Genomic DNA, 18,911 nt, shown 5'->3' on the forward strand with positions numbered 1-18,911 from the left:
TGCTGTGCGGTTCTTTCTGCGCGTGCTTTTCGCGCAGCGGACCGCGGGTGCGAGCCAGCACCCGGCCTTCCCTGCGCCCTCTTGGATGAGAGGGTTGCGAGACCAAGCAAAGCTCGGGCGAATTGCGCCGCGAGGCCGAAGAGGCGTGTCTGCGAGCTGAGCTACGTGCCACAAACCAGATCTCGTAGGGTGGGCAAAGCGCAGCGTGCCCACGCCTTGTCGCTTATGGACGGAGATCGTGGGCACGGCGCAAGTGCGCCTTTGCCCACCCTACGGCACCGCCGCTGGGATATGCACTGGAGCATCGCAATGAAGACGTGGAAAGAGCATGCGCCACAATCCGCTCTTGTGCCCCGGACGCAGCGCAGCGTCCCCGGCGATGCGAAGCATCGTCCGGTTCGACGGTGCACTGCAGAGCCGGGCCGTCCATCCGCATCGCGCCGTGTTGCCCTGGGTCCCGGCTCTGCGCCGCAACGCTTGCGCGTTGCAGCTTGTCCGGGACACGTGCCTCAATGACCGCGCTTCATCCTCTCCGCGCCATCCACCACCTCCGGTGCCATCGCCGCCCATGCGCTCGATGCGAATTGCCGGCGCCAGGTCACGACCACCACCGCAGCCGTGGTCACGAACAGCAGCCAGGGGCTGACGAACCAGCCGAGATAGCCGAGCGCGAAGAAGAAGGCGCGCTGGCCGCGGTTGAAATGGCGGCCGGCGGATTCGAACAGGCGCGTGGTACGGATGACATGGGCTTCCGCCTCCGGCGTGTCGCGCCGCTCGGCCGGGGGCATGCCGCCGAACAGGATCGCGACATAGTTGAACAGGCGATAGGACCAGGCGAATTTGAAGAAGGCGTAGACGCAGATCAGCACGAGGCCGACGCATTTCAGCTCCCACATCGCCGGCGACGTGCTGAGGTCGATCGGCAGCTTGCTCAGAATCGTGATGGCGTCGTTGGTGGCATGCAGCAGCGCCAGTGCGCCGCCGAGCGCGATCAGGCTGGTGGAGGCGAAGAAAGCGGTTCCGTTCTGCAGCGAGGCCATGATCTGCATGTCGACCATACGCGTCTCGCGGTCGAGCAGCCGGCGCACCCAGACCTCGCGATAGCGGTTCATGCGTGCCGACAAGCTGTCGCGGCCGTAGGCCGAATGCTCCAGCGTCAGGGCATAGACCAGCCATTCGATGATGAAGAAGCCGACCGCGGTGATGTCGACCCAATGCCTGCTCATCTCTCTCTCCTCGCAAGCCGCCACGATTGCCACGCATGGTAGGATGCGGCAACGATTGATTGGCGGCACGCGATGGCGTTAAAAGCGGCTCGCTTCAACGCGTCTCGGGAAGGACTGATGACATGGCTGCGCTGAAACTCGCGATCGGCAACAAGAACTACTCGTCATGGTCGATGCGGCCTTGGCTCGCGCTTCGCGCCAACGACATTCCGTTCGTGGAGACGCTGATCCCGCTCTACACCGACAATCCCGCGGACAAGGAGCAGATCCTGTCCTTCAGTCGCGCCGGCAAGGTGCCGGTGCTGGTCGACGGCGACGTCACGGTGTGGGATTCGCTCGCCATCATCGAATACATCGCCGAGCGGTATCCGGAAGTGAAGCTGTGGCCCGACGACGTCGCCGCGCGCGCGCATGCCCGATCGGTGTGCGCCGAGATGCATTCCGGCTTCGTGGCGCTGCGCAACGAATGCGGCATGAACCTGCATCGGCCGATCCGCCCCGTGACGCTGTCGGCCGACGCCAAGGCCAACGTCGCGCGCATCGAGGAGATCTGGCGCGAATGCCGCACGCGCTATGGTGCCAAGGGTCCGTTCCTGTTCGGCCGCTTCGGCGCGGCCGATGCGATGTACGCGCCGGTGGTGCATCGCCTGCGCACCTACGCGATCGACGTCGCGCCGGACACCAAGGCCTACATGGAGACGATGATGGCGCTGCCGGCGTTCCAGGAATGGACCCGCGACGGGCTGGCCGAAACCCTTGTCATCGCGAAGTTCGAGGATGCCTGACCGGTCGGTCCGAACGAGGCCGCTGGCTGTGTGCCGGCCGGCGGCGCTCACTTTACGGACATTGACTGGCGCCATATGCCATTCGGGCTGCGACCGGCCCTGCGACATGCCGCCTGAACATGCGGCCCCGGCGGTATCATCGACCGGCCGGTTCCATCCCTATCATTCTGAAAAGACTGCAGGATTTACGCGCTTGCCATGGTGGCATGGCGCTGGCCAAAACGGCAGGTCGCGTGCTATACAGCGCCTGGGTTTCTGGCCGGCCGTCGCAGTGGGACCATGGGCGAGGCAGGCGTTGTTTGAGTGATGGAGAGGGTGTTGAAGCACAAATTCCCGATTGGAACGCGCGTATTGTTCACGGCCAGCAACGTCGCGCGCCCTGCTGCCAGCGGCTCGTACGAGGTCATCCGCCTGCTGCCGACCGACGGCGACGACTGCCAGTACCGGATCAAGAGCTCGACCGAAGCTTTCGAACGTGTCGCCAAGGAAAGCCAGCTCGCGCTCTCCTGAAGACCGACGCTCCCCGCGCATTCGCGCCCTCTGCGGAATTGTGTCCTGCCGCCGTCAAAAGGCCCGCTTCACCTTCGCAAGGTGGGCCTGGGGGGCAGTTGCCGACTCGCGGTGCTCGCTTGACCATTCGTTCTCTGCTCGCGTGAGGGGACGTCGCGCATGAACTGGGCATGGGCCACTTCGCTCGACCAAATCTGGCGCTCGCCGGCCTTTCCGATGTGGATGACGCTGGCGGCTGCCGGATTCTTCGGATTGATCCTGCTGATCACGCTGCTGCGCGCCGATAGGTCGGTCGCCAACGGCGCGCTGACCGTGATCACGCTGCTGTCCATCGCGATCGCCGGAGCTGCCACCGTGCGCGTCTATGGACCGGCGGGGCAGGACGCTCCGACCGAAGTGCGCGCGCAAGGTGCCGTCATCGCGAGCCTGCCGGCGCTGTCCTGTCTCGACGATCTCGCCGGCGATGCGGTCGCCATTGGCTGCGAGAAGGCGCTGTTCGGCTCGCCGGATGCCGCGGCTGCCGCCGTCTCCTACACCGCGGCCCGAATCGACCGGCTGACCGCGCTCGGTGATGCCGCGACCGCCGAGAAGAGCCTCACGACGGACATGAAGGTGCTGCGCAAGGCGCTGGAGCACGATCGCTACGGCCTCGTCGCGCAGGTGCTGGTCGTGCGCGACGGCTGCACGCAGTTCGACTGCGCCGCGTTCCGCTCGCTGACCGACCAGCAGCGGGTTGCCGCCAACATGGACGCCCATCTCTACGACATGCTGGTCGCGCGCTACGCGCCAACCTGGAACGCGCCTGCAACGGCGCAGGGGATGCCGGCCACGGCCGCGCTTGCCGGGCTGCCGCCCGCGATGCCGACGGGCAAGCCGACCAGCGCTGAGTTCCCGAGCGCCTCGTCGACGCCGCCAGTCAGCATCATGAATCCGGAGCCCACGGCGACGACGCGCCAGGCGGCGCCCGCCGCCGCGAACGCAGCGCCGGCACCGCGCGCGCCCGCCGCGACGTCGGCACAGGCCGCCGCACCACCGGCCGCGAAGAAGCCGCCGGCCCCGAAGGCTGCGCGTGCTCCCGCGGCAGCACCGGTTCCGCTCGCTCCGCCGCCAGCCTCGGCGGCCGCGCCCGCGGCTGCGGATAACGAGTAGATCGGCATTCCAAATGCGGTGCTGCCCGGCTAATGCTTGGGCATGCCGCTACATCTGATCAAGCTCGCCGTCGGTTGCGACTCCGTCAAGGAATTGAAGGAGTGGATCGCCGAACGGATGCAGACCGCCAAGAAGAAGGGTCTGCCGCAACGTCACATCCACATCACCCGCATGGTCCCCAAGCGCGATGCCGAGATCCTCTCGGGCGGGTCGCTCTATTGGGTGATCAAGGGCGAGATCGCCGCGCGGGAAAAGATCATCGGCATCGAGCCGTTCCGCGACAAGGACGGCATCGGCCGCTGCCGGATCGTGATGCAGCCGAAGGTGGTCTCGGTGTCGCCGCGGCCGATGCGCCCGTTCCAGGGCTGGCGCTATCTCACCGACGATTCCGTGCCGCCCGATCTCGGCAAGTCCGCCGCCGGCTCGATCGCGGCGATGCCGGAGCCGATGCGGCGCGAGTTGCGCGATCTCGGGCTGCTCTAAACCGCGACATTGTCGATCAGCCGGGTGTTGCCGAGCTTGGCGGCGACCAGGATTCGCAACGGGCCGTCCTTGCGCGAGGTGAGGGGCGCCAGCGTCTCGGCATGGCGCGCTTCGTAATAGTCGAGCGCAAAGCCGGCCGCCTCGATCGTCGCGGCGCCACGCTTCATGGCCGACGCAACGGCTTCGCCGGCACGGATGCGGCCGGCGCTGTCCTTCATGGCACGGTAGAGGATGGGGGCGGTCTGCCGCTCCTCGGGCGACAGATAGACGTTGCGCGAGGACATCGCGAGCCCGTCGCGCTCGCGCACGGTGCGGGAGCCGACGACCTTGACGCCGAGGTCGAGGTCGCGCGCCATCTGCGTCACCACCCGCAACTGCTGAAAGTCCTTTTCGCCGAAGATCGCAAAGTCCGGCCGGCACTGCGTGAACAGTTTGCCGACCACGGTGGCGACGCCGCCGAAGAAATGCGGGCGGAAGCGGTCCTCGAGGCCGGCGAGCGCCGGTCCCTCCGGCATGATGCGGGTGGCAAAGCCCTCCGGATACATCGCCGCGACGCCGGGGTGCCAGACGATATCGACATCCTCGGCCGCGAGCTTGGCGATGTCGGCCTTCCAGGTGCGCGGATAGGCACCGAAATCCTCGGTCGGGGCGAACTGGGTCGGGTTGACGAAGATCGAAACCATGACGCGGCTGGCGCGCCGCTTGGCGAGGCGGACGAGAGACACATGCCCGTCATGGAGGGCCCCCATGGTCGGGACCAGCGCGATCGTGGCTTTTCGCTTGCGGAGATTGTCGACGGCGCGGCGCAAGGTTGGGACCGTGCGGGCGATCAAGGGGCTTGCTGACATCAGGACTCGACAGGGTTGGGAATCGGCCCGGCATGACCTGGCGCCAGGGGCGACTAACCTTAACAAGCGGCGATCGTGGACGCCATGCATCCGGATGCGGCACAGCATCCCGCGCAAGGCGCGCGCGATGTCGCGACATTATGGCTGGATCACAGACGAAAGACGACGCCGCGATTCATGAAGAACGGCGCAATACGATTTGCATTACCTGTCACGCATTTCACTTGACCGCAGACGCGGCCAACTCGAAGATATTCATCAGGGGTGTTGAGGATCGCCATGCTTGTGCAGGCTAGCCAAGGCCAATCCGGCTCGGCGCATGTAGTCGTGCTCGGCAACGAGAAGGGCGGTTCCGGCAAGTCGACCACCGCCGTGCACATCGCGGTTGCGCTCCTGAAGGCGGGCCAGCGCGTCGCTACCATCGACCTCGACTGCCGTCAGCAGAGCTTCACCCGCTACATCGGCAACCGCTCTGCCTGGGCGCGCCGCACCAAGCTCGACCTCGAACTGCCGGTGCATCGCTGTATCAAGCTCGGCGAGACCATGCAGATCGCCGAGAACGAGAATTCCGAGTTCCAGCAGTTCATGGAGGCGGTCTCGGCAGTCGAGAGCAGCTTCGACTTCATCGTCATCGATACGCCGGGCACCGACAGCTATCTGATGCGGCTGGCGCACTCGATGGCCGACACCCTTGTCACGCCGATCAACGACAGCTTCCTCGATTTCGACGTGCTCGGCACCGTCGATCCCGCCAACTACGCGGTGACGGGCGAGAGCCATTACGCCGAGATGGTGCGCGACGTCAGGCGCAAGCGCCGCCAGCTCGACGGCTCGACCACCGACTGGATCGTCGTGCGCAACCGCCTGTCGATGCTCGGCTCGCGCAACAAGCAGCTCGTCGCCGAGGGGTTGAAGGATCTGTCGCTGCGGCTCGGCTTCCGCTACGTCGACGGCTTCGCCGAACGCGTCGTCTATCGCGAATTTTTCCCGCGCGGCCTGACCGCGCTCGACGAGATCGACGAGGCCACGCTCGGCATGCGCCCCAATCTCGGCCATCTCACCGCACGGGAGGAGGTGACGAGCCTGCTCCGCCAGCTCAAGCTGCCGCTGGACGAGCGCGGCCGCCGCCGCGCCGCCAACCGGGCCGAGTGGTTCAACCAGGTCGACAAGCCGCTCGAGGTCCACGACATCCTCGGCGCCTGAGCCGGCGGTATGCCACTACTTCCGATCGATCCGATCGATCTGAGGGCCGGGCTCTCCAGGGAACTGCGGCCGCGTTTCGCCGTTTTCACCTTACGTTGACCGTGAAATTGAACCCAATTGAGACCGGTTGCGTCGGATGGTGAAGTACACCTTGACGTAGCCTGGCGAGGACGGGATGCCCATAAAACGTGTGCGGCGCACAATGAAAGGGCTGTCGGTTCACAATATTTGGCCTTCCTGTCACGCGCCTGTGACATATATTAGCGAATAGGCGACAAGGGGCCGAAGAGCCCCGGAAGAACACGATTTTCAACAGGGATTCAGGCCGCAAGAGCCTGAGGCTGAGGACGAAAATGAAGCGTGGAATTGCCGTTCTGGTTTCGGTCAGTGCTCTCTGCGGCATCGCCTATTTCACGGCGAGCAAGTGGGCGATCAAGCACGAGACCATTACCTTCTACGACGCCTCGCGCGACAATCGCCCGGTGCCCGTCGACATCGCGGTGCGTCGCGACAAGGAAATGCAGGCCAATGCCGGCATGATCACGCTGCCGGTCGCGGTGATCAATCACGGCAACACCGTCAAGAACACCGAGTACGGCTTCCTCGCCAACATCTTCGCTGCGCGCGGCTACATGGTCCTGAGCCCGCAGCACGACTTGCCGACCGATCCTCCGATGGTGACCAAGCCCGGCGAGCTCTATGTCGGCCGGCTGCCGCAGATCCTGCGCGGTGTCGCCAACATCCATCTCGCCGTGCAGGAAATGAGGAAGCTTCAGCCCAACGCCGACTACGACAAGGTCACCATGGTCGGCCATTCCATGGGCGGCGACATCACCATGTATTTCGCCAAGCAGTATCCGGATGAAGTCAAGAAGGTCGTCACGCTCGACAATCTGCGCGTGCCCTTCGTCACCGCCGGCAAGTTCAAGATCCTGTCGTTCCGCTCCACCGATCCGCAGTTCAAGGCCGATGCGGGCGTGATCCCGACGGACGAGGAATGCGAGAAGGCGGGTATCCAGGTCGTGAAGACGGAATTCCAGCACAACGACATGCGCGACACCGGTCCGGACGTCGCCAAGAACTCGATCCAGGGCATGCTCGACAAATTCCTGAGCGCGACCGACAGCGAGATCGCGCCGGTCGACACGCAATCCTCGCCTCCCAACATCCTCGAGCCCGGTCCGGTCGCCTTGATGGGGCCTGCCAAGAGCTGACGTCTTCTCCCTGACGGTCCCTCATCGTCAGTCACGATCTGCAAAGCCCCCGCCAGCCTCTGCCGGCGGGGGCTTTGCACATTGACCGGGCAGCTTGCGCTAACCACATTAGCTGCCCACGCAGGGTCAAGGCATGTCGGGCGAACCCATCAAACCGCGCAGCGGCGATGCCGTCTCGGCGCAGGCAGGCCGCGCGGTGCCGCAGGCCGGAACGTCGACTGCGGAAGACATCGCCGCCTTCGTTGCCAAGGCGCAGGCGATGTCACCGCATGGGCCGGGCGCGAAGGGGCGGCTGATCTTCGCGCTGGATGCGACCATGAGCCGGCAGCCGACCTGGGACATGGCCTGCGCGCTGCAGGCCGACATGTTTCGCGAGACCGCCGCGCTCGGCAGTCTCGACATCCGCCTGGTCTATTATCGCGGCTTCAACGAGTGCCGCGCCACGGGGTGGATCTCCGACAGCACCAGGCTTGCGGCGTTGATGAGCAAGATCGATTGCCGCGGCGGCGACACCCAGATCGGCAAGGTGCTGACCGAGGCGCGGCGCGAAGCGGTCGCATCGGGCGTGCGCGCCGTCGTCTTCGTCGGCGATGCCATGGAGGAGAAGGTCGACGAGCTCTGCGCCAAGGCCGGCGAGCTCGGCATGCTCAAAGTGCCCGTGTTCGTGTTTCAGGAAGGTCATGATGCCGTCGCCGAGCAGGCCTTTCGCGAGATCGCGCGGTTGACCGGCGGTGCCTGGTGCCGCTTCGATCCGGGCGCGGCGGCGCAACTGCGCGAACTGCTGCGGGCCGCTGCGGCCTATGCCGCCGGCGGTCGCGAGGCCCTGTTGAAACTGGCGCAGACCGCGAGCGGCGCGGCCAGGCTGATCGGCCAGATGAAATAGCGCTCAAGCATCGCGGCGAGGCGTATGCCATGCATTTTGCCGCGAGGGCGACTATATTCCGGTCATGACCCTGATCGCCGGCGCTGTCGCTGTTATCACGCTTTATCTGCTGCTCCAGATGTTCCGAGCCGCCAACCCAGCGGTGCTGGCGAGGGCCATCAGGTTCGGTGGCGGCGTGGTGGCGCTGGCGGTCGCAGCCTTCACGGGCTTGCGGGGCGAACTGGTGGTGGCGATCCCGCTCGGGATTTTTGGCGCTGGCCTGCTGGGCTGGACACCGCTGGCAAACGCCGGCTTCGGCAATGTCGGCGGGCTGTTCGGCGGCGGTGGTGCTGCGCCGGCGTCAGGGCAGTCCTCACGCGTGCGCTCGCAATTCCTGGATATGCGGCTCGACCACGGCTCTGGCCAGCTCGGCGGGCAGATCGTCGCCGGGCCTCACGCCGGGCGCGATCTCGGCGAGTTCGATCTCGCTAGCCTGCTGGCCATGGTCCCGACATTCGACGCCGAGAGCGTGGCCTTACTTGAAAGCTATCTGGACCGCCGGTTTCCCGCCTGGCGTCAGAACGCGCAGAGCGATGCGGCAGGGGGGCAGCGCCGAACGGCGGCGAGCGGCAAAATGACGGCGGAGGAGGCCTATCAGATCCTTGGCTTGCAGCCGGGGGCGGGGCGTGACGACATCAGCCGGGCCCACAAGACCCTGATGAAGAAACTCCATCCCGACCAGGGGGGGTCGAACTACCTCGCTGCCCGTGTAAACGAGGCCAAGGATACTCTGCTTCGTACGCATAACGGCTAACTCCGGCACCACGCTACAAACGCCCGTACCGCGTGAGCTCCGCTTGCTCTGTCTGCCGTCGCCCTGACACCCGCCATTGTCGGCGTGGTTGATCTCTTGAGTAAAGTTTTAACCGTAAATCCTTGACGAGAAGTTGTCGCGGAACTGGCATCGAGACCCGCCAAAAACAAAAATGCCCGCGGCACAGCGCGGGCATTTTGATCGGAGCGTTGCGAAAGATCAGTTGCGGACGGTGATGCAGGAGATGTCGGCACGCTTCAGGGTACGGCAGACGGCTTCGGCCTGGTCGCGCTCGAGCCCGGCGAAGCGGGCGCGATAGAGCTTGCGATTGTCCTTGGCGACGACCTCGGTGAACGGATCGGCCTTGCTGAGCAGGCCGCGGGCCGAGCTGCGCGCGGCGTCGATGCGCTGCTGGGCTTCGTTCTCGCTCTCGAGCGCGCCGACCTGGACGATCCAGCCGCTGTGGGTGACGACCGGCTTGGTGGTGGCGCTCATCTGGACCGGCATCGGATCGGCGGAGGCGAGCTTCGGAGCGGCCGGGGTGGGCGCGGCAGCCGTTGCGGCCGGCAGCACCCCGAGGATGCCGTTGCCGGTGCCGAAGCCCGCCGGCTGCCGCGGCAGCTCGGTGCGCGCCACCTCGGCCTTCGGCGCTTCCGGCTGGCTGACGACCTCGGGCTTGTTGATGAGATCGGCCCGGGCGACGACGGCGGTGGAGGTTTCCGCGACGTCGGAACGGGACGAAATGGCGTTGGTGACCGGCGGTGCGACCTGAGCAGGGGCAGCGGAGGCGACTTTCACGGCGCCGGCCTTGACCTGAACCGTCTTGACCCGAACCGGCTTCATCGGCTCGGACGAGCCGGGGATGATCGAGAGCGGCTGGCTCGAGATCACGCCATTGGTGAGCGGCGCCGGCTCGATCTTGGATTCCGTCGGCCGAACTTCAGGCTTGGCTTCGGACCTGGGCTGCGTCGGCGGCACCGCGGCAGTCGCAGCCGCGAGCGTCGACAGGCGTGCGGCCAGACGCGACGGAGCGGCTTCAGGAGCAGGGGCAGAAGCGGCCTGAACTTGCGGAACAGCGCGGGCCGGGATAGGCGACGCATCGGCGACCTCGGTGCTGGCGTCAGCGCCGTTGCGCTCCGTGACCGCGGCGACGGTGTGGGTGGTCGCGCCCTTCTCAAGATTCTCCGCGAGCAGGTTGCGCATGATCGCATCGCGCGAGCCGCCGCTGCGGCCGCCGAGCACGACACCGATCAAATGACGGTTGCCGCGGCGCATCGAGGTCACGAGATTGAAGCCGGAGGCGCGGGTGTAGCCGGTCTTGATGCCGTCAACGCCCTCGACATTGCCGAGCAGGTGATTGTGGTTGCGGATCGACTGTCCGCGCCAGTTGAAGGTCGCGGTCGCGAAATAGCGATAGTAGCGCGGGAAGCGCTCCTGGATGGCGCGGCCGAGCGTAGCCTGGTCGCGCGCGGTCGTGACCTGCTCGTCGTTGGGAAGGCCGTTGGCGTTGCGGTACACCGTCTTGGACATGCCGAGCGAGCGCGCCTTGCGCGTCATCATCTGGGCGAAGTCGTCCTCGTCGCCGGCGATCGCTTCCGCGATCACCACCGCGGCGTCGTTGGCGGAGCGGGTGACGAGACCCTTGATCGCGTCCTCGACGCGGATGGTCTGGCCGGCACGCAAATTCAGCTTGGTCGGATCCTGATCGGCGGCGTGCTGGGACACCGGCATCTCGGTGTCGAGCTTCATCTTGCCGGACTCGAGACGCTCGAACAGCAGATAGAGCGTCATGATCTTGGTGAGCGAGGCGGGGTGACGGATGCCGTCCGGGGCGTTCGACTGAAGCACCGCGCCGGAATTGCCGTCGACGATGATGGACGCGAATTTCGGGCTGGAGCTCTCGGACACATCGCGCTGCACCCGGTGGTGCGCGTAATGGCGGCGATGACGCCGCGCCTCGGCGGCATCGGTGGTGAAGATGACCGCGGTGGTGACCGTAAGAAGCCCGAAAACGCCAACCCGCGCCAAGCGCGAGGAAGACAAGTTTTTACGAAGCATGGAACCCCGTCCCCGTTTCTCAACTGATCACCGGCTCGTGAGGCGAAATTGTGCCCATTGGACCCGGGATCATTACCTGCTCAGGCTGTCCCTCCGCTGGTGTTCGCCGCGGGGGACGTTGGGCCTGAACCGCTATTCTGGCTAAGGTGATGGTCTCAAACGGCTTTTGACCGTCTGCGGAAGCTGAACACGTCCAGGGAATCAGGGTAGGGGCCCGCGGTTTCCAAATGCTTAAAGAACCCTTGCGGGAAACCCCGGGAATCTCCGCGAAGTGAGTCTAAATTTGTGCGTCGCACAAAGATTCTTGACTTTTTTGTGCGTTGCACTAATTGTGGGCAGAGTCAGGGAGCCGGGGCTTCCCGACGAGAGCCAGGGAAAAGGATTCCGAAATGTTCAAGGTTGAAGACTTTCAGAACTACGGGAAAGAGCACTTCGAGCAGTACGTCGCCTCCGCGACCTCGGTGCAGCACGGCCTCCAGGCGATCGCCAGCGCCTATGGCGACTATACGAAGAAGTCGTTCGAAGACACCAAGTCCTTCGTCGAGAAGCTTTCCGGCGTGAAATCGCTGGACAAGGCCATGGAAGCGCAGACCGATTTCGCGCGTTCCTCCTACGAGACCTTCGTTGCGGAATCGCAGAAGATCGCCGGCCTCTACAGCGACCTCGCCAAGCAGGCGTTCAAGCCGGTCGAGACCATCGTGTCGAAGTTCACCCCGGCGGCTCAGTAAATTTTTCAGGACGTCCTGGAATCGAAAAGCCCGGCTGAACCAGCCGGGCTTTTTGTTTGCACGCGCTCGATCCGTCAGCGCGCCACACGCAGCTTCGACAGCGAGGTGCCGATGTCCTTGAACACCGAAACGGTCTGGCTGGCCGACGTGACGAGATAGAACTTGTCGGCGCTGCTGGCGCAATATTGCAGCACGCTCGAGGTCGGATCAGTGCCGGTGTTCACCTGCACCGTGTAGATCGTGATGTTGTTGGGCTGGGCCTTGGCATTGTCGCACAGCTTCTTCTCCCGCGCGTCGATCTGCGAGGAGTCGCTGTACCAGCGGTTCTGCGTGTTCATGCCGTCGGAGAGCAGGACGATCGCGTCCTTGTAGGTGTAGTTGGTGTCCTTGGCCGGCGCGTTCATGGGATCGCCGGTCGAGAGCGTCATCCAGCCCCAGGCGAGGCCGATGCCCTGGTTGGTGTTGCCGGTCGGGACCAGATTGCCGATCAACGTCTTGAGCGCGGACCAGTCGTAGCTCAGCGGCATGATCGGTTGGATGTAGGCCGAATTGCTGGAATTGCAGTACGAATACTGCTCCGCCGGGAACAGCGTCGACGAGTTGCTGATAACCGGAGTCGTATTCTTGGTGTCGTAGTCCTGATCGCGGTCGGTGACGCATCCCGTCCATTTGTTGTGGTTCTTCGGCGTCCACGTCTTGCCCGCGCTGACGCAGCCCGACTGTTGCTTGTACCAATTGTCGCTGCAGCTGCCATTCACCGCTTCCCAGTCGCTCCAGTCGATCCAGGATTTGTCATAGTTGCTGCTGCCGACGTTGACGTCCTTGGAAAACGGAACCACCGAGATGTAGACGTCGCCGTTGGTCTTGGCGAGCGTGCTGAGCTGGTCGACCAGGTTCTTCGCGGCCGTCTGCATGGCCGGCATCTTACCGTCGTCGGCCATCGATCCCGTGACGTCGAGCACCAGGGCCACGCGCATGCGCGTCAGGCCCCAGGCGCTGGTGGAGGTGGTGTCGATGCCGAGTGTCGGGAAGCCGGCGATCTTCATGAAGCTGGTCGTGTAGGTGCCGGTTCCGGTGAGTTGGATAGTCGAGCCGATGCTGGTGCTTGCGGTATAAGTGGCCCCAACGGTGACCGATGGCAGGGTCGTGGTGTTGGTGAACAGGGCATTGAAATAGGTTTGCGCCTTGCTGCTGATCTGCGACGTCGTGATCGTGCCGGCCGACAGGTCCCTGGAGAGCATCAGCGCGGTGGAGTCGAGGGCCGACTGCATGGAGGCGCGGGCCTGGGCGGCGCGGCTATAATCGATCGCGGCACCGACGAAGCTCAGCACCGGGACCAGCGCGATGGCGAAGATCACGGCGATATTGCCTTGCTCGGCCGCTGCAAAGCGGGCGAATAGTCGACCAAGGCGGCTGACGAGGGGCGGGCGAGACATGACAATCCCCGAAATCTGTGTTTTGCCCGATTTCGCGCCACGCCATTGAACGGCAGGTAAATTGGACCGTAGAAAACCGGAGCGACCCGCGTGAAACCGCCGCAGCCGGGTTAACAGCCGGGGTTCCTGGTCAACATGTTCTAAACGCGCGGGGGCGAAATTTTTGTCAAATCGGTCCGGATTGTTTAACCTTGCTCCCGATCGCCCGGACCGGGAATCGGGACTGCTGTGGCCGCATCGGCCGGACCTTTGCACGCTTGCGGCGGGCCGGGGGCAGGCCCATATTGCTGGCGAACGATCCGGCTTGGACCGGATTGTCGGGAGCGGCGATCCAACAAGGCGGCGCGCCTGCGCCAGGCTCCGAAGGGCGGGGTCGCGCGGCGACTGCCATTCGCTTCCATGGGGAATTTGAACGCCTGAGCCATGCCGCAATTGACTTCCAGACTCGACCTGTCCGCGCCAGCCGCTGCCTACGCTCCTCGCATGAGCAATGACGAGAACCGTTCGGGCAACCCCTCGGGTCCGAACACTTCGGTCATTACCAAGGTCAAGCCCAAGACCAAACGGCCGAACCTCTACCGCGTGCTGATCCTGAACGACGACTACACGCCGATGGAGTTCGTCGTCCACGTGCTGGAGAAGTTCTTCAACAAGGACATCGAGGCCGCGACCAAGATCATGCTGCACGTCCACCATCATGGCATCGGGGAGTGCGGCGTGTTCACTTACGAGATCGCGGAGACCAAGGTGACGCAGGTGATGGATTTCGCCCGCAAGCACCAGCATCCGCTGCAATGCGTGATGGAAAAGAAATAGTCGCCGGTCGCGTTCCTTAGCGTGGTTCTGTTCGCGTGGCGTGTGATGGCAGCACAACTTGCTGCATGATCCGGTGAACTTCGGCGCCGGCGTCAACCCTGCCCAAATGGGTAGTCTGCCCAAATCGGAACGGGTTTTGCATCGAAAATACCGCGGGTGTGTCGCTGCCGGAGTCGCGGAACCGGTCTTTCGCGGCGGTCTTGTATAACTATATGTGACAAAGGTTGTTGTTGCCTGACCGGGCGATCACGACCATGATGGTGGGGGCCATAGAGGACGCGAATGCCGACTTTTTCCCAAAGCCTTGAACAATCCCTGCATCGTGCACTGGCGATCGCAAACGAACGTCATCACCAGTACGCGACGCTCGAGCATCTGTTGCTCTCCCTGATCGACGACTCCGATGCAGCCGCCGTCATGCGCGCCTGTAGTGTCGATCTCGACAAGCTCCGCACGAGCCTGGTTAATTATCTTGAGACCGAGTTCGAGAATCTGGTCACCGATGGCGCCGACGACGCCAAGCCGACCGCCGGCTTCCAGCGCGTGATCCAGCGCGCCGTGATTCACGTGCAATCCTCCGGTCGTGAAGAGGTGACCGGCGCCAACGTGCTGATCGCGATCTTCGCCGAGCGCGAGAGCCACGCCGCGTATTTCCTGCAGGAGCAGGACATGACGCGCTATGACGCGGTCAACTACATCAGCCACGGCATTGCCAAGCGGCCTGGCGTCTCCGAGGCGCGGCCGGTGCGCGGCGTCGACGAGGAGACCGAGACCAAGGGTGCCGAGGACGCCAAGAAGAAGGGCGAGGCGCTCGAGACCTATTGCGTCAACCTCAACAAGAAGGCGCGCGACGGCAAGATCGACCCGGTGATCGGACGCAACTCCGAGATCAACCGTGCGATCCAGGTGCTGTGCCGCCGGCAGAAGAACAACCCGCTGTTCGTCGGCGAAGCCGGCGTCGGCAAGACCGCGATCGCGGAGGGCCTCGCCAAGCGCATCGTGGACAGCGAGGTGCCGGAAGTTCTGGCGGCTGCCACCGTGTTCTCGCTCGACATGGGCACGCTGCTCGCGGGCACGCGCTATCGCGGCGACTTCGAAGAGCGCCTGAAGCAAGTGCTGAAGGAGCTCGAGGCGCATCCCAACGCCATCCTGTTCATCGACGAGATCCACACCGTGATCGGTGCGGGCGCGACGTCGGGCGGGGCGATGGATGCCTCGAACCTGCTCAAGCCGGCGCTGGCCTCGGGCACCATCCGCTGCATGGGCTCGACCACCTACAAGGAATACCGTCAGCACTTCGAGAAGGACCGCGCGCTGGTGCGGCGCTTCCAGAAGATCGACATCAACGAGCCGACGGTCGAGGACGCGATCGCGATCCTCAAGGGTCTCAAGCCGTACTTCGAGGACTACCACCGGCTGAAGTACACCAACGAGGCGATCGAGGCCGCGGTTCAGCTCTCCTCGCGCTACATCCACGACCGCAAGCTGCCGGACAAGGCGATCGACGTGATCGACGAGTCCGGTGCGGCGCAGATGCTGGTGGCCGAGAACAAGCGCAAGAAGACCATCGGCATCAAGGAGATCGAGACCACGATCGCCTCAATGGCGCGGATTCCGCCGAAGAGCGTGTCGAAGGACGATGCCGAGGTGCTCAAGCATCTCGAGCAGACGCTGAAGCGCACCGTGTTCGGCCAGGACAAGGCGATCGAGTCGCTCGCGGCATCGATCAAGCTGGCGCGTGCCGGCCTGCGCGAGCCGGAGAAGCCGATCGGCTGCTACCTGTTCTCGGGTCCGACCGGCGTCGGCAAGACCGAGGTTGCAAAGCAGCTGGCGGCAAGCCTCGGCGTCGAGCTGTTGCGCTTCGACATGTCCGAATATATGGAGCGGCACACCGTATCGCGCCTGATTGGTGCGCCTCCCGGCTATGTCGGCTTCGACCAGGGCGGCTTGCTCACCGACGGCGTCGACCAGCATCCGCATTGCGTGGTGCTGCTCGACGAAATCGAGAAGGCGCATCCCGATCTCTACAACGTGCTGCTCCAGATCATGGATCACGGCCGGCTCACCGACCACAACGGCAAGCAGGTCAATTTCCGCAACGTGATCCTGATCATGACCACGAACGCGGGGGCTTCCGATCTCGCCAAGCAGGCGTTCGGCTTCACGCGCTCGAAGCGGGAAGGCGACGACCACGAGGCGATCAACCGGCAGTTCGCGCCGGAATTCCGCAACCGTCTCGATGCCATCGTCTCGTTCGGCCATCTCAGCGTCGAGGTGATCGGCACCGTGGTCGAGAAGTTCGTGCTTCAGCTCGAAGCCCAGCTCGGCGACCGCGACGTCACCATCGAGCTGTCCGAGCCCGCCAAGGCCTGGCTGGTCCAGCATGGTTACGACGAGCAGATGGGCGCACGTCCCATGGCCCGCGTGATCCAGGAACACATCAAGAAGCCGTTGGCTGACGAGGTGCTGTTCGGCAAGCTGAAGGGCGGCGGCCATGTTCGCGTCATCCTGGTCAAGGACGAGGCTGACGAGACCAAGGACAAGATCGGCTTCGAATACGTCGAGGGGCCGGTCACGCCGAAGCAGGAGAAGCTCCCGGGCACCCGCAAGCGCCCGCCGGGCAAGTCCAAGCCGGGCGGCCCCGGCGGCTCGAAGGGGCCGACCTCCAAGGGCCCGCTGGTCAAGGCTTGATCGGCACGCCATGAGAATTGAAAAGGCCGGCTGAAAAGCCGGCCTTTTTGTTTCTGTGGCTGGGGGTGAGAGCCCCTACGTTCCGGCTTCGGGTGCGGCCGCAGGCGGCCGTGGCTTCTTCGGCGCGGCCGGCCGTGCGCGAACCGACGGCTGCATCGTCACGATGACCGGATTGGGCTTGTGATCGGTGGCCGCCCCCGTTGCGGCATCGACGCCCATGCCGACCACGCCGCCGAGCAGGAGATTGCCGGCGAAGCCCGCGGCCCCTGATGTCTGTACGTCCCGGCTGAGCGGCACGATCTGCGGCTCGTAGCCTTCCTTCTGGAAGGTGATCGAAATGTCGGCATTCCGCTTGACGACCACGGAGCAGGGCGTCGTGCAGGTGGTCGGAACTTCCATTCCGCTGACGACGGCTTCCACGCCTGACGGTGTCGAAGAGATACTGATGTTTTCGGTCGTGCCGCGCGTCACAGACGCGCAGCCGCCCAGCATGACGCTGAGCGCCACAATTCCCAATGAACGCATGAAGTGCCCCTTATTCCCCGCGCCAATCAAGCGCAACCGGAGCGCGAGGGCAATAGGTCATTGGTCCGGATAGTTAAGCCACGCAGGGGTTGTGCACGGGAATGGCCGGTACCTGGACGTGGGGCTCCGTCAGTCGCCCCGCAGGCGCTGATCGTCCTGCACGCGGACGTGTTCGGCGCCGCGCGCGCCGGCCGGAGACAATCGCAGCATGCTCAGCACCGCGCCGCAGAGTGCAAACCCGACGCCCACGAGCAGCGCCAGCCTGGTCCCCTCAACCAGATACCGTCCGAGCAACAGCGCCACCAGCGCGGCGCCAGTGGTCTGGCCGAGCAGGCGTGCCGTGCCCAGCATGCCGCTGGCGCCGCCGGCGCGCTCCCGCGGGGCGGCTGCGATCATGGTGCGGTTGTTGGGCGTCTGGAACAGACCGAACCCGGCGCCCGCCAACGCCATGCGCCAGATCACGTCGAACGGTGTGGGGTCTGCGGGCAGGAAGGCGAGCGCGGCAAGGCCGCAGGCGAACAGCGTGAGGCCGATGCCGCCGAGCAGGCCGGCCGGATAACGCTCGACCAGGCGGCCGGCGAGGGGCGCTGCGAACGCCACGGCGATCGGCCATGGCGTGATCAGGAGGCCCATATGGACCGCCGAATAGCCGAAGCGGCTCTGGAGGTAGAAGGGGATGGCGACGAAGGCCAGCATCTGCCCGCAGAACGAGGCGATCGAGGTTGCGATCGACAGCGCGAACACCGGGATGCGCAACAGGTCGACCGGCAGCAGCGGCGAGGTCATGTGGGTTTCGCGCCAGATCAGCAGCGCGCCTGCGACGATGGCGATGGCGAACTGCACGAGGCAGGTGATGGCGGCCTCGCCATGACCGACGCTGTCGACGGCCGCGATCCCGACGCCGAAGGTGATCGCCGAAAGCCCCGCGCTCTGCCAGTCGAACGAATGGCTGGCGGGCTTTGTGTGCGGCAGGCTGCGCAGGCCCAGCACCAGCGTCACCGCGCCGAGCGGCACGTTGATGGCGAACAGCCACGGCCAGCTTCCGACCGCAAGGATGCCTGCGGCGAGCGTCGGGCCGATGGCGGCCGAGAAGGCGACGACGAGCGCGTTGAGCCCGATGCCGCGGCCGAGCTGGCTGCGCGGGTAGGTGAAGCGCACCAGCGCCGCGTTGACGCTCATGATGCCGGCCGCGCCAAAGCCCTGGATGATGCGCGCGATCGTGAGCAGCGGCAGCGTATGCGCCAGCGCGCAGAAGGCGGACGCCAGCGTGAACAGCACCAGCCCGACCAGATAGACGCGGCGATAGCCGACGATCTCGCCGAGCGAAGCCAGCGGCAGCAGCGAGATCGTGATCGCGAGCTGGTAGCCGTTGACGATCCAGATCGAGAAGGCGGGACTGGCGTCGAGGTCGGCCGCGATCGTCGGCAGGGCGACATTGGCGATGGCGCTGTCGACCACCGCCATGATGATGCCGAGCGCAATGGTCAGCACCGCCTGGTTGCGCTGTGGCTGCGGCAGGCCGTCGGCATGCTCGATGGGGGCGGACGACATGATGGAGGCGCG

Annotated in this window: 17 protein-coding genes; 11 read left to right on the plus strand and 6 right to left on the minus strand. The window is 64.9% G+C overall.

Annotated features, from left to right (window positions below):
• Positions 1 to 509: 509 nt before the first annotated feature.
• Entirely contained in the window at positions 510 to 1,226 is a 717-nt protein-coding gene (locus GGD61_RS35645) for a DUF599 domain-containing protein (protein ID WP_018321160.1), read from the minus strand.
• 122 nt (positions 1,227 to 1,348) lie between these two features.
• Between GGD61_RS35645 and GGD61_RS35650 the strand changes: the two genes are divergently transcribed.
• The 4 genes from GGD61_RS35650 to GGD61_RS35665 all read left to right on the plus strand — a co-directional run bounded on the left by GGD61_RS35650 (position 1,349) and on the right by GGD61_RS35665 (position 4,153).
• Positions 1,349 to 2,011, plus strand: coding sequence for a glutathione S-transferase family protein (locus GGD61_RS35650; protein ID WP_092257723.1), 663 nt, complete (start codon positions 1,349 to 1,351; stop codon positions 2,009 to 2,011).
• A 306-nt stretch (positions 2,012 to 2,317) separates the two neighbouring features.
• Entirely contained in the window at positions 2,318 to 2,521 is a 204-nt protein-coding gene (locus GGD61_RS35655; protein WP_018321158.1) for a hypothetical protein, read from the plus strand.
• Positions 2,522 to 2,680: 159 nt separating this feature from the next.
• Positions 2,681 to 3,670, plus strand: coding sequence for a hypothetical protein (locus GGD61_RS35660; RefSeq protein ID WP_092257720.1), 990 nt, complete (start codon positions 2,681 to 2,683; stop codon positions 3,668 to 3,670).
• Positions 3,671 to 3,712: 42 nt separating this feature from the next.
• Positions 3,713 to 4,153: a DUF1489 family protein gene (locus tag GGD61_RS35665; protein ID WP_092257717.1), complete on the plus strand. Its 441-nt coding sequence runs from the start codon at positions 3,713 to 3,715 to the stop codon at positions 4,151 to 4,153.
• Here the strand turns inward: GGD61_RS35665 and panC are convergent.
• On the minus strand, positions 4,150 to 5,001 hold the full coding sequence (gene panC / locus GGD61_RS35670; protein WP_092257714.1) for a pantoate--beta-alanine ligase: 852 nt from the start codon (positions 4,999 to 5,001) through the stop codon (positions 4,150 to 4,152). The two genes, GGD61_RS35665 and panC, sit on opposite strands and share 4 nt — an antisense overlap.
• A 279-nt stretch (positions 5,002 to 5,280) precedes the next feature.
• Here panC and GGD61_RS35675 point away from each other — a divergent pair, with 279 nt between their 5' ends.
• From GGD61_RS35675 to GGD61_RS35690, 4 genes are all read left to right on the plus strand, one after another.
• Positions 5,281 to 6,204, plus strand: coding sequence for a division plane positioning ATPase MipZ (locus tag GGD61_RS35675; RefSeq protein WP_183232093.1), 924 nt, complete (start codon positions 5,281 to 5,283; stop codon positions 6,202 to 6,204).
• 353 nt (positions 6,205 to 6,557) lie between these two features.
• Positions 6,558 to 7,418 (plus strand): alpha/beta fold hydrolase, encoded by an 861-nt coding sequence (locus tag GGD61_RS35680; protein ID WP_018321153.1) that lies wholly within the window; start codon positions 6,558 to 6,560, stop codon positions 7,416 to 7,418.
• Between the two features lie 133 nt (positions 7,419 to 7,551).
• Entirely contained in the window at positions 7,552 to 8,301 is a 750-nt protein-coding gene (locus tag GGD61_RS35685) for a hypothetical protein (protein WP_092257711.1), read from the plus strand.
• Positions 8,302 to 8,365: 64 nt separating this feature from the next.
• Positions 8,366 to 9,094 carry a DnaJ domain-containing protein gene (locus GGD61_RS35690; protein ID WP_018321151.1) on the plus strand — a complete coding sequence of 243 codons (729 nt, stop codon included), beginning with the start codon at positions 8,366 to 8,368 and terminating at the stop codon, positions 9,092 to 9,094.
• A gap of 219 nt (positions 9,095 to 9,313) precedes the next feature.
• Here GGD61_RS35690 and GGD61_RS35695 read toward each other — a convergent pair whose 3' ends face one another.
• Positions 9,314 to 11,152, minus strand: a complete 1,839-nt coding sequence (locus GGD61_RS35695; RefSeq protein ID WP_092257708.1) for a D-alanyl-D-alanine carboxypeptidase — start codon at positions 11,150 to 11,152, stop codon at positions 9,314 to 9,316.
• A gap of 389 nt (positions 11,153 to 11,541) precedes the next feature.
• Between GGD61_RS35695 and GGD61_RS35700 the strand changes: the two genes are divergently transcribed.
• A complete protein-coding gene (locus GGD61_RS35700) occupies positions 11,542 to 11,880 on the plus strand; it encodes a phasin family protein (protein WP_028143975.1) in 339 nt (112 codons plus the stop codon).
• A gap of 74 nt (positions 11,881 to 11,954) precedes the next feature.
• On the opposite strand, the gene GGD61_RS35705 is transcribed toward GGD61_RS35700, so the two are convergent.
• A complete protein-coding gene (locus tag GGD61_RS35705; protein ID WP_092257705.1) occupies positions 11,955 to 13,316 on the minus strand; it encodes a TadE/TadG family type IV pilus assembly protein in 1,362 nt (453 codons plus the stop codon).
• Positions 13,317 to 13,799: 483 nt separating this feature from the next.
• Here GGD61_RS35705 and clpS point away from each other — a divergent pair, with 483 nt between their 5' ends.
• Positions 13,800 to 14,132: an ATP-dependent Clp protease adapter ClpS gene (gene clpS / locus GGD61_RS35710; protein ID WP_026202494.1), complete on the plus strand. Its 333-nt coding sequence runs from the start codon at positions 13,800 to 13,802 to the stop codon at positions 14,130 to 14,132.
• A gap of 282 nt (positions 14,133 to 14,414) precedes the next feature.
• On the plus strand, positions 14,415 to 16,823 hold the full coding sequence (clpA, locus tag GGD61_RS35715) for an ATP-dependent Clp protease ATP-binding subunit ClpA (RefSeq protein WP_092257702.1): 2,409 nt from the start codon (positions 14,415 to 14,417) through the stop codon (positions 16,821 to 16,823).
• Between the two features lie 75 nt (positions 16,824 to 16,898).
• On the opposite strand, the gene GGD61_RS35720 is transcribed toward clpA, so the two are convergent.
• Together GGD61_RS35720 and GGD61_RS35725 are read right to left on the minus strand one after the other, a co-directional pair.
• Positions 16,899 to 17,348, minus strand: a complete 450-nt coding sequence (locus tag GGD61_RS35720; protein WP_092257699.1) for a PEGA domain-containing protein — start codon at positions 17,346 to 17,348, stop codon at positions 16,899 to 16,901.
• Positions 17,349 to 17,477: 129 nt separating this feature from the next.
• Entirely contained in the window at positions 17,478 to 18,899 is a 1,422-nt protein-coding gene (locus GGD61_RS35725; RefSeq protein WP_092257696.1) for an MFS transporter, read from the minus strand.
• Positions 18,900 to 18,911 lie beyond the last annotated feature (12 nt).

The sequence above is a fragment of the Bradyrhizobium sp. SBR1B genome (genome assembly GCF_014198205.1).
Classification (GTDB): domain Bacteria; phylum Pseudomonadota; class Alphaproteobacteria; order Rhizobiales; family Xanthobacteraceae; genus Bradyrhizobium.

What these genes read in the sequence shown, in the direction of transcription:
- GGD61_RS35645 (WP_018321160.1), bottom strand. Translation starts at nt 1,226, where the DNA reads ATGAGCAGGCATTGGGTCGACATCACCGCGGTCGGCTTCTTCATCATC.
- GGD61_RS35650 (WP_092257723.1), top strand. Translation starts at nt 1,349, where the DNA reads ATGGCTGCGCTGAAACTCGCGATCGGCAACAAGAACTACTCGTCATGG.
- GGD61_RS35655 (WP_018321158.1), top strand. Translation starts at nt 2,318, where the DNA reads ATGGAGAGGGTGTTGAAGCACAAATTCCCGATTGGAACGCGCGTATTG.
- GGD61_RS35660 (WP_092257720.1), top strand. Translation starts at nt 2,681, where the DNA reads ATGAACTGGGCATGGGCCACTTCGCTCGACCAAATCTGGCGCTCGCCG.
- GGD61_RS35665 (WP_092257717.1), top strand. Translation starts at nt 3,713, where the DNA reads ATGCCGCTACATCTGATCAAGCTCGCCGTCGGTTGCGACTCCGTCAAG.
- panC (WP_092257714.1), bottom strand. Translation starts at nt 5,001, where the DNA reads ATGTCAGCAAGCCCCTTGATCGCCCGCACGGTCCCAACCTTGCGCCGC.
- GGD61_RS35675 (WP_183232093.1), top strand. Translation starts at nt 5,281, where the DNA reads ATGCTTGTGCAGGCTAGCCAAGGCCAATCCGGCTCGGCGCATGTAGTC.
- GGD61_RS35680 (WP_018321153.1), top strand. Translation starts at nt 6,558, where the DNA reads ATGAAGCGTGGAATTGCCGTTCTGGTTTCGGTCAGTGCTCTCTGCGGC.
- GGD61_RS35685 (WP_092257711.1), top strand. Translation starts at nt 7,552, where the DNA reads ATGTCGGGCGAACCCATCAAACCGCGCAGCGGCGATGCCGTCTCGGCG.
- GGD61_RS35690 (WP_018321151.1), top strand. Translation starts at nt 8,366, where the DNA reads ATGACCCTGATCGCCGGCGCTGTCGCTGTTATCACGCTTTATCTGCTG.
- GGD61_RS35695 (WP_092257708.1), bottom strand. Translation starts at nt 11,152, where the DNA reads ATGCTTCGTAAAAACTTGTCTTCCTCGCGCTTGGCGCGGGTTGGCGTT.
- GGD61_RS35700 (WP_028143975.1), top strand. Translation starts at nt 11,542, where the DNA reads ATGTTCAAGGTTGAAGACTTTCAGAACTACGGGAAAGAGCACTTCGAG.
- GGD61_RS35705 (WP_092257705.1), bottom strand. Translation starts at nt 13,316, where the DNA reads ATGTCTCGCCCGCCCCTCGTCAGCCGCCTTGGTCGACTATTCGCCCGC.
- clpS (WP_026202494.1), top strand. Translation starts at nt 13,800, where the DNA reads ATGAGCAATGACGAGAACCGTTCGGGCAACCCCTCGGGTCCGAACACT.
- clpA (WP_092257702.1), top strand. Translation starts at nt 14,415, where the DNA reads ATGCCGACTTTTTCCCAAAGCCTTGAACAATCCCTGCATCGTGCACTG.
- GGD61_RS35720 (WP_092257699.1), bottom strand. Translation starts at nt 17,348, where the DNA reads ATGCGTTCATTGGGAATTGTGGCGCTCAGCGTCATGCTGGGCGGCTGC.
- GGD61_RS35725 (WP_092257696.1), bottom strand. Translation starts at nt 18,899, where the DNA reads ATGTCGTCCGCCCCCATCGAGCATGCCGACGGCCTGCCGCAGCCACAG.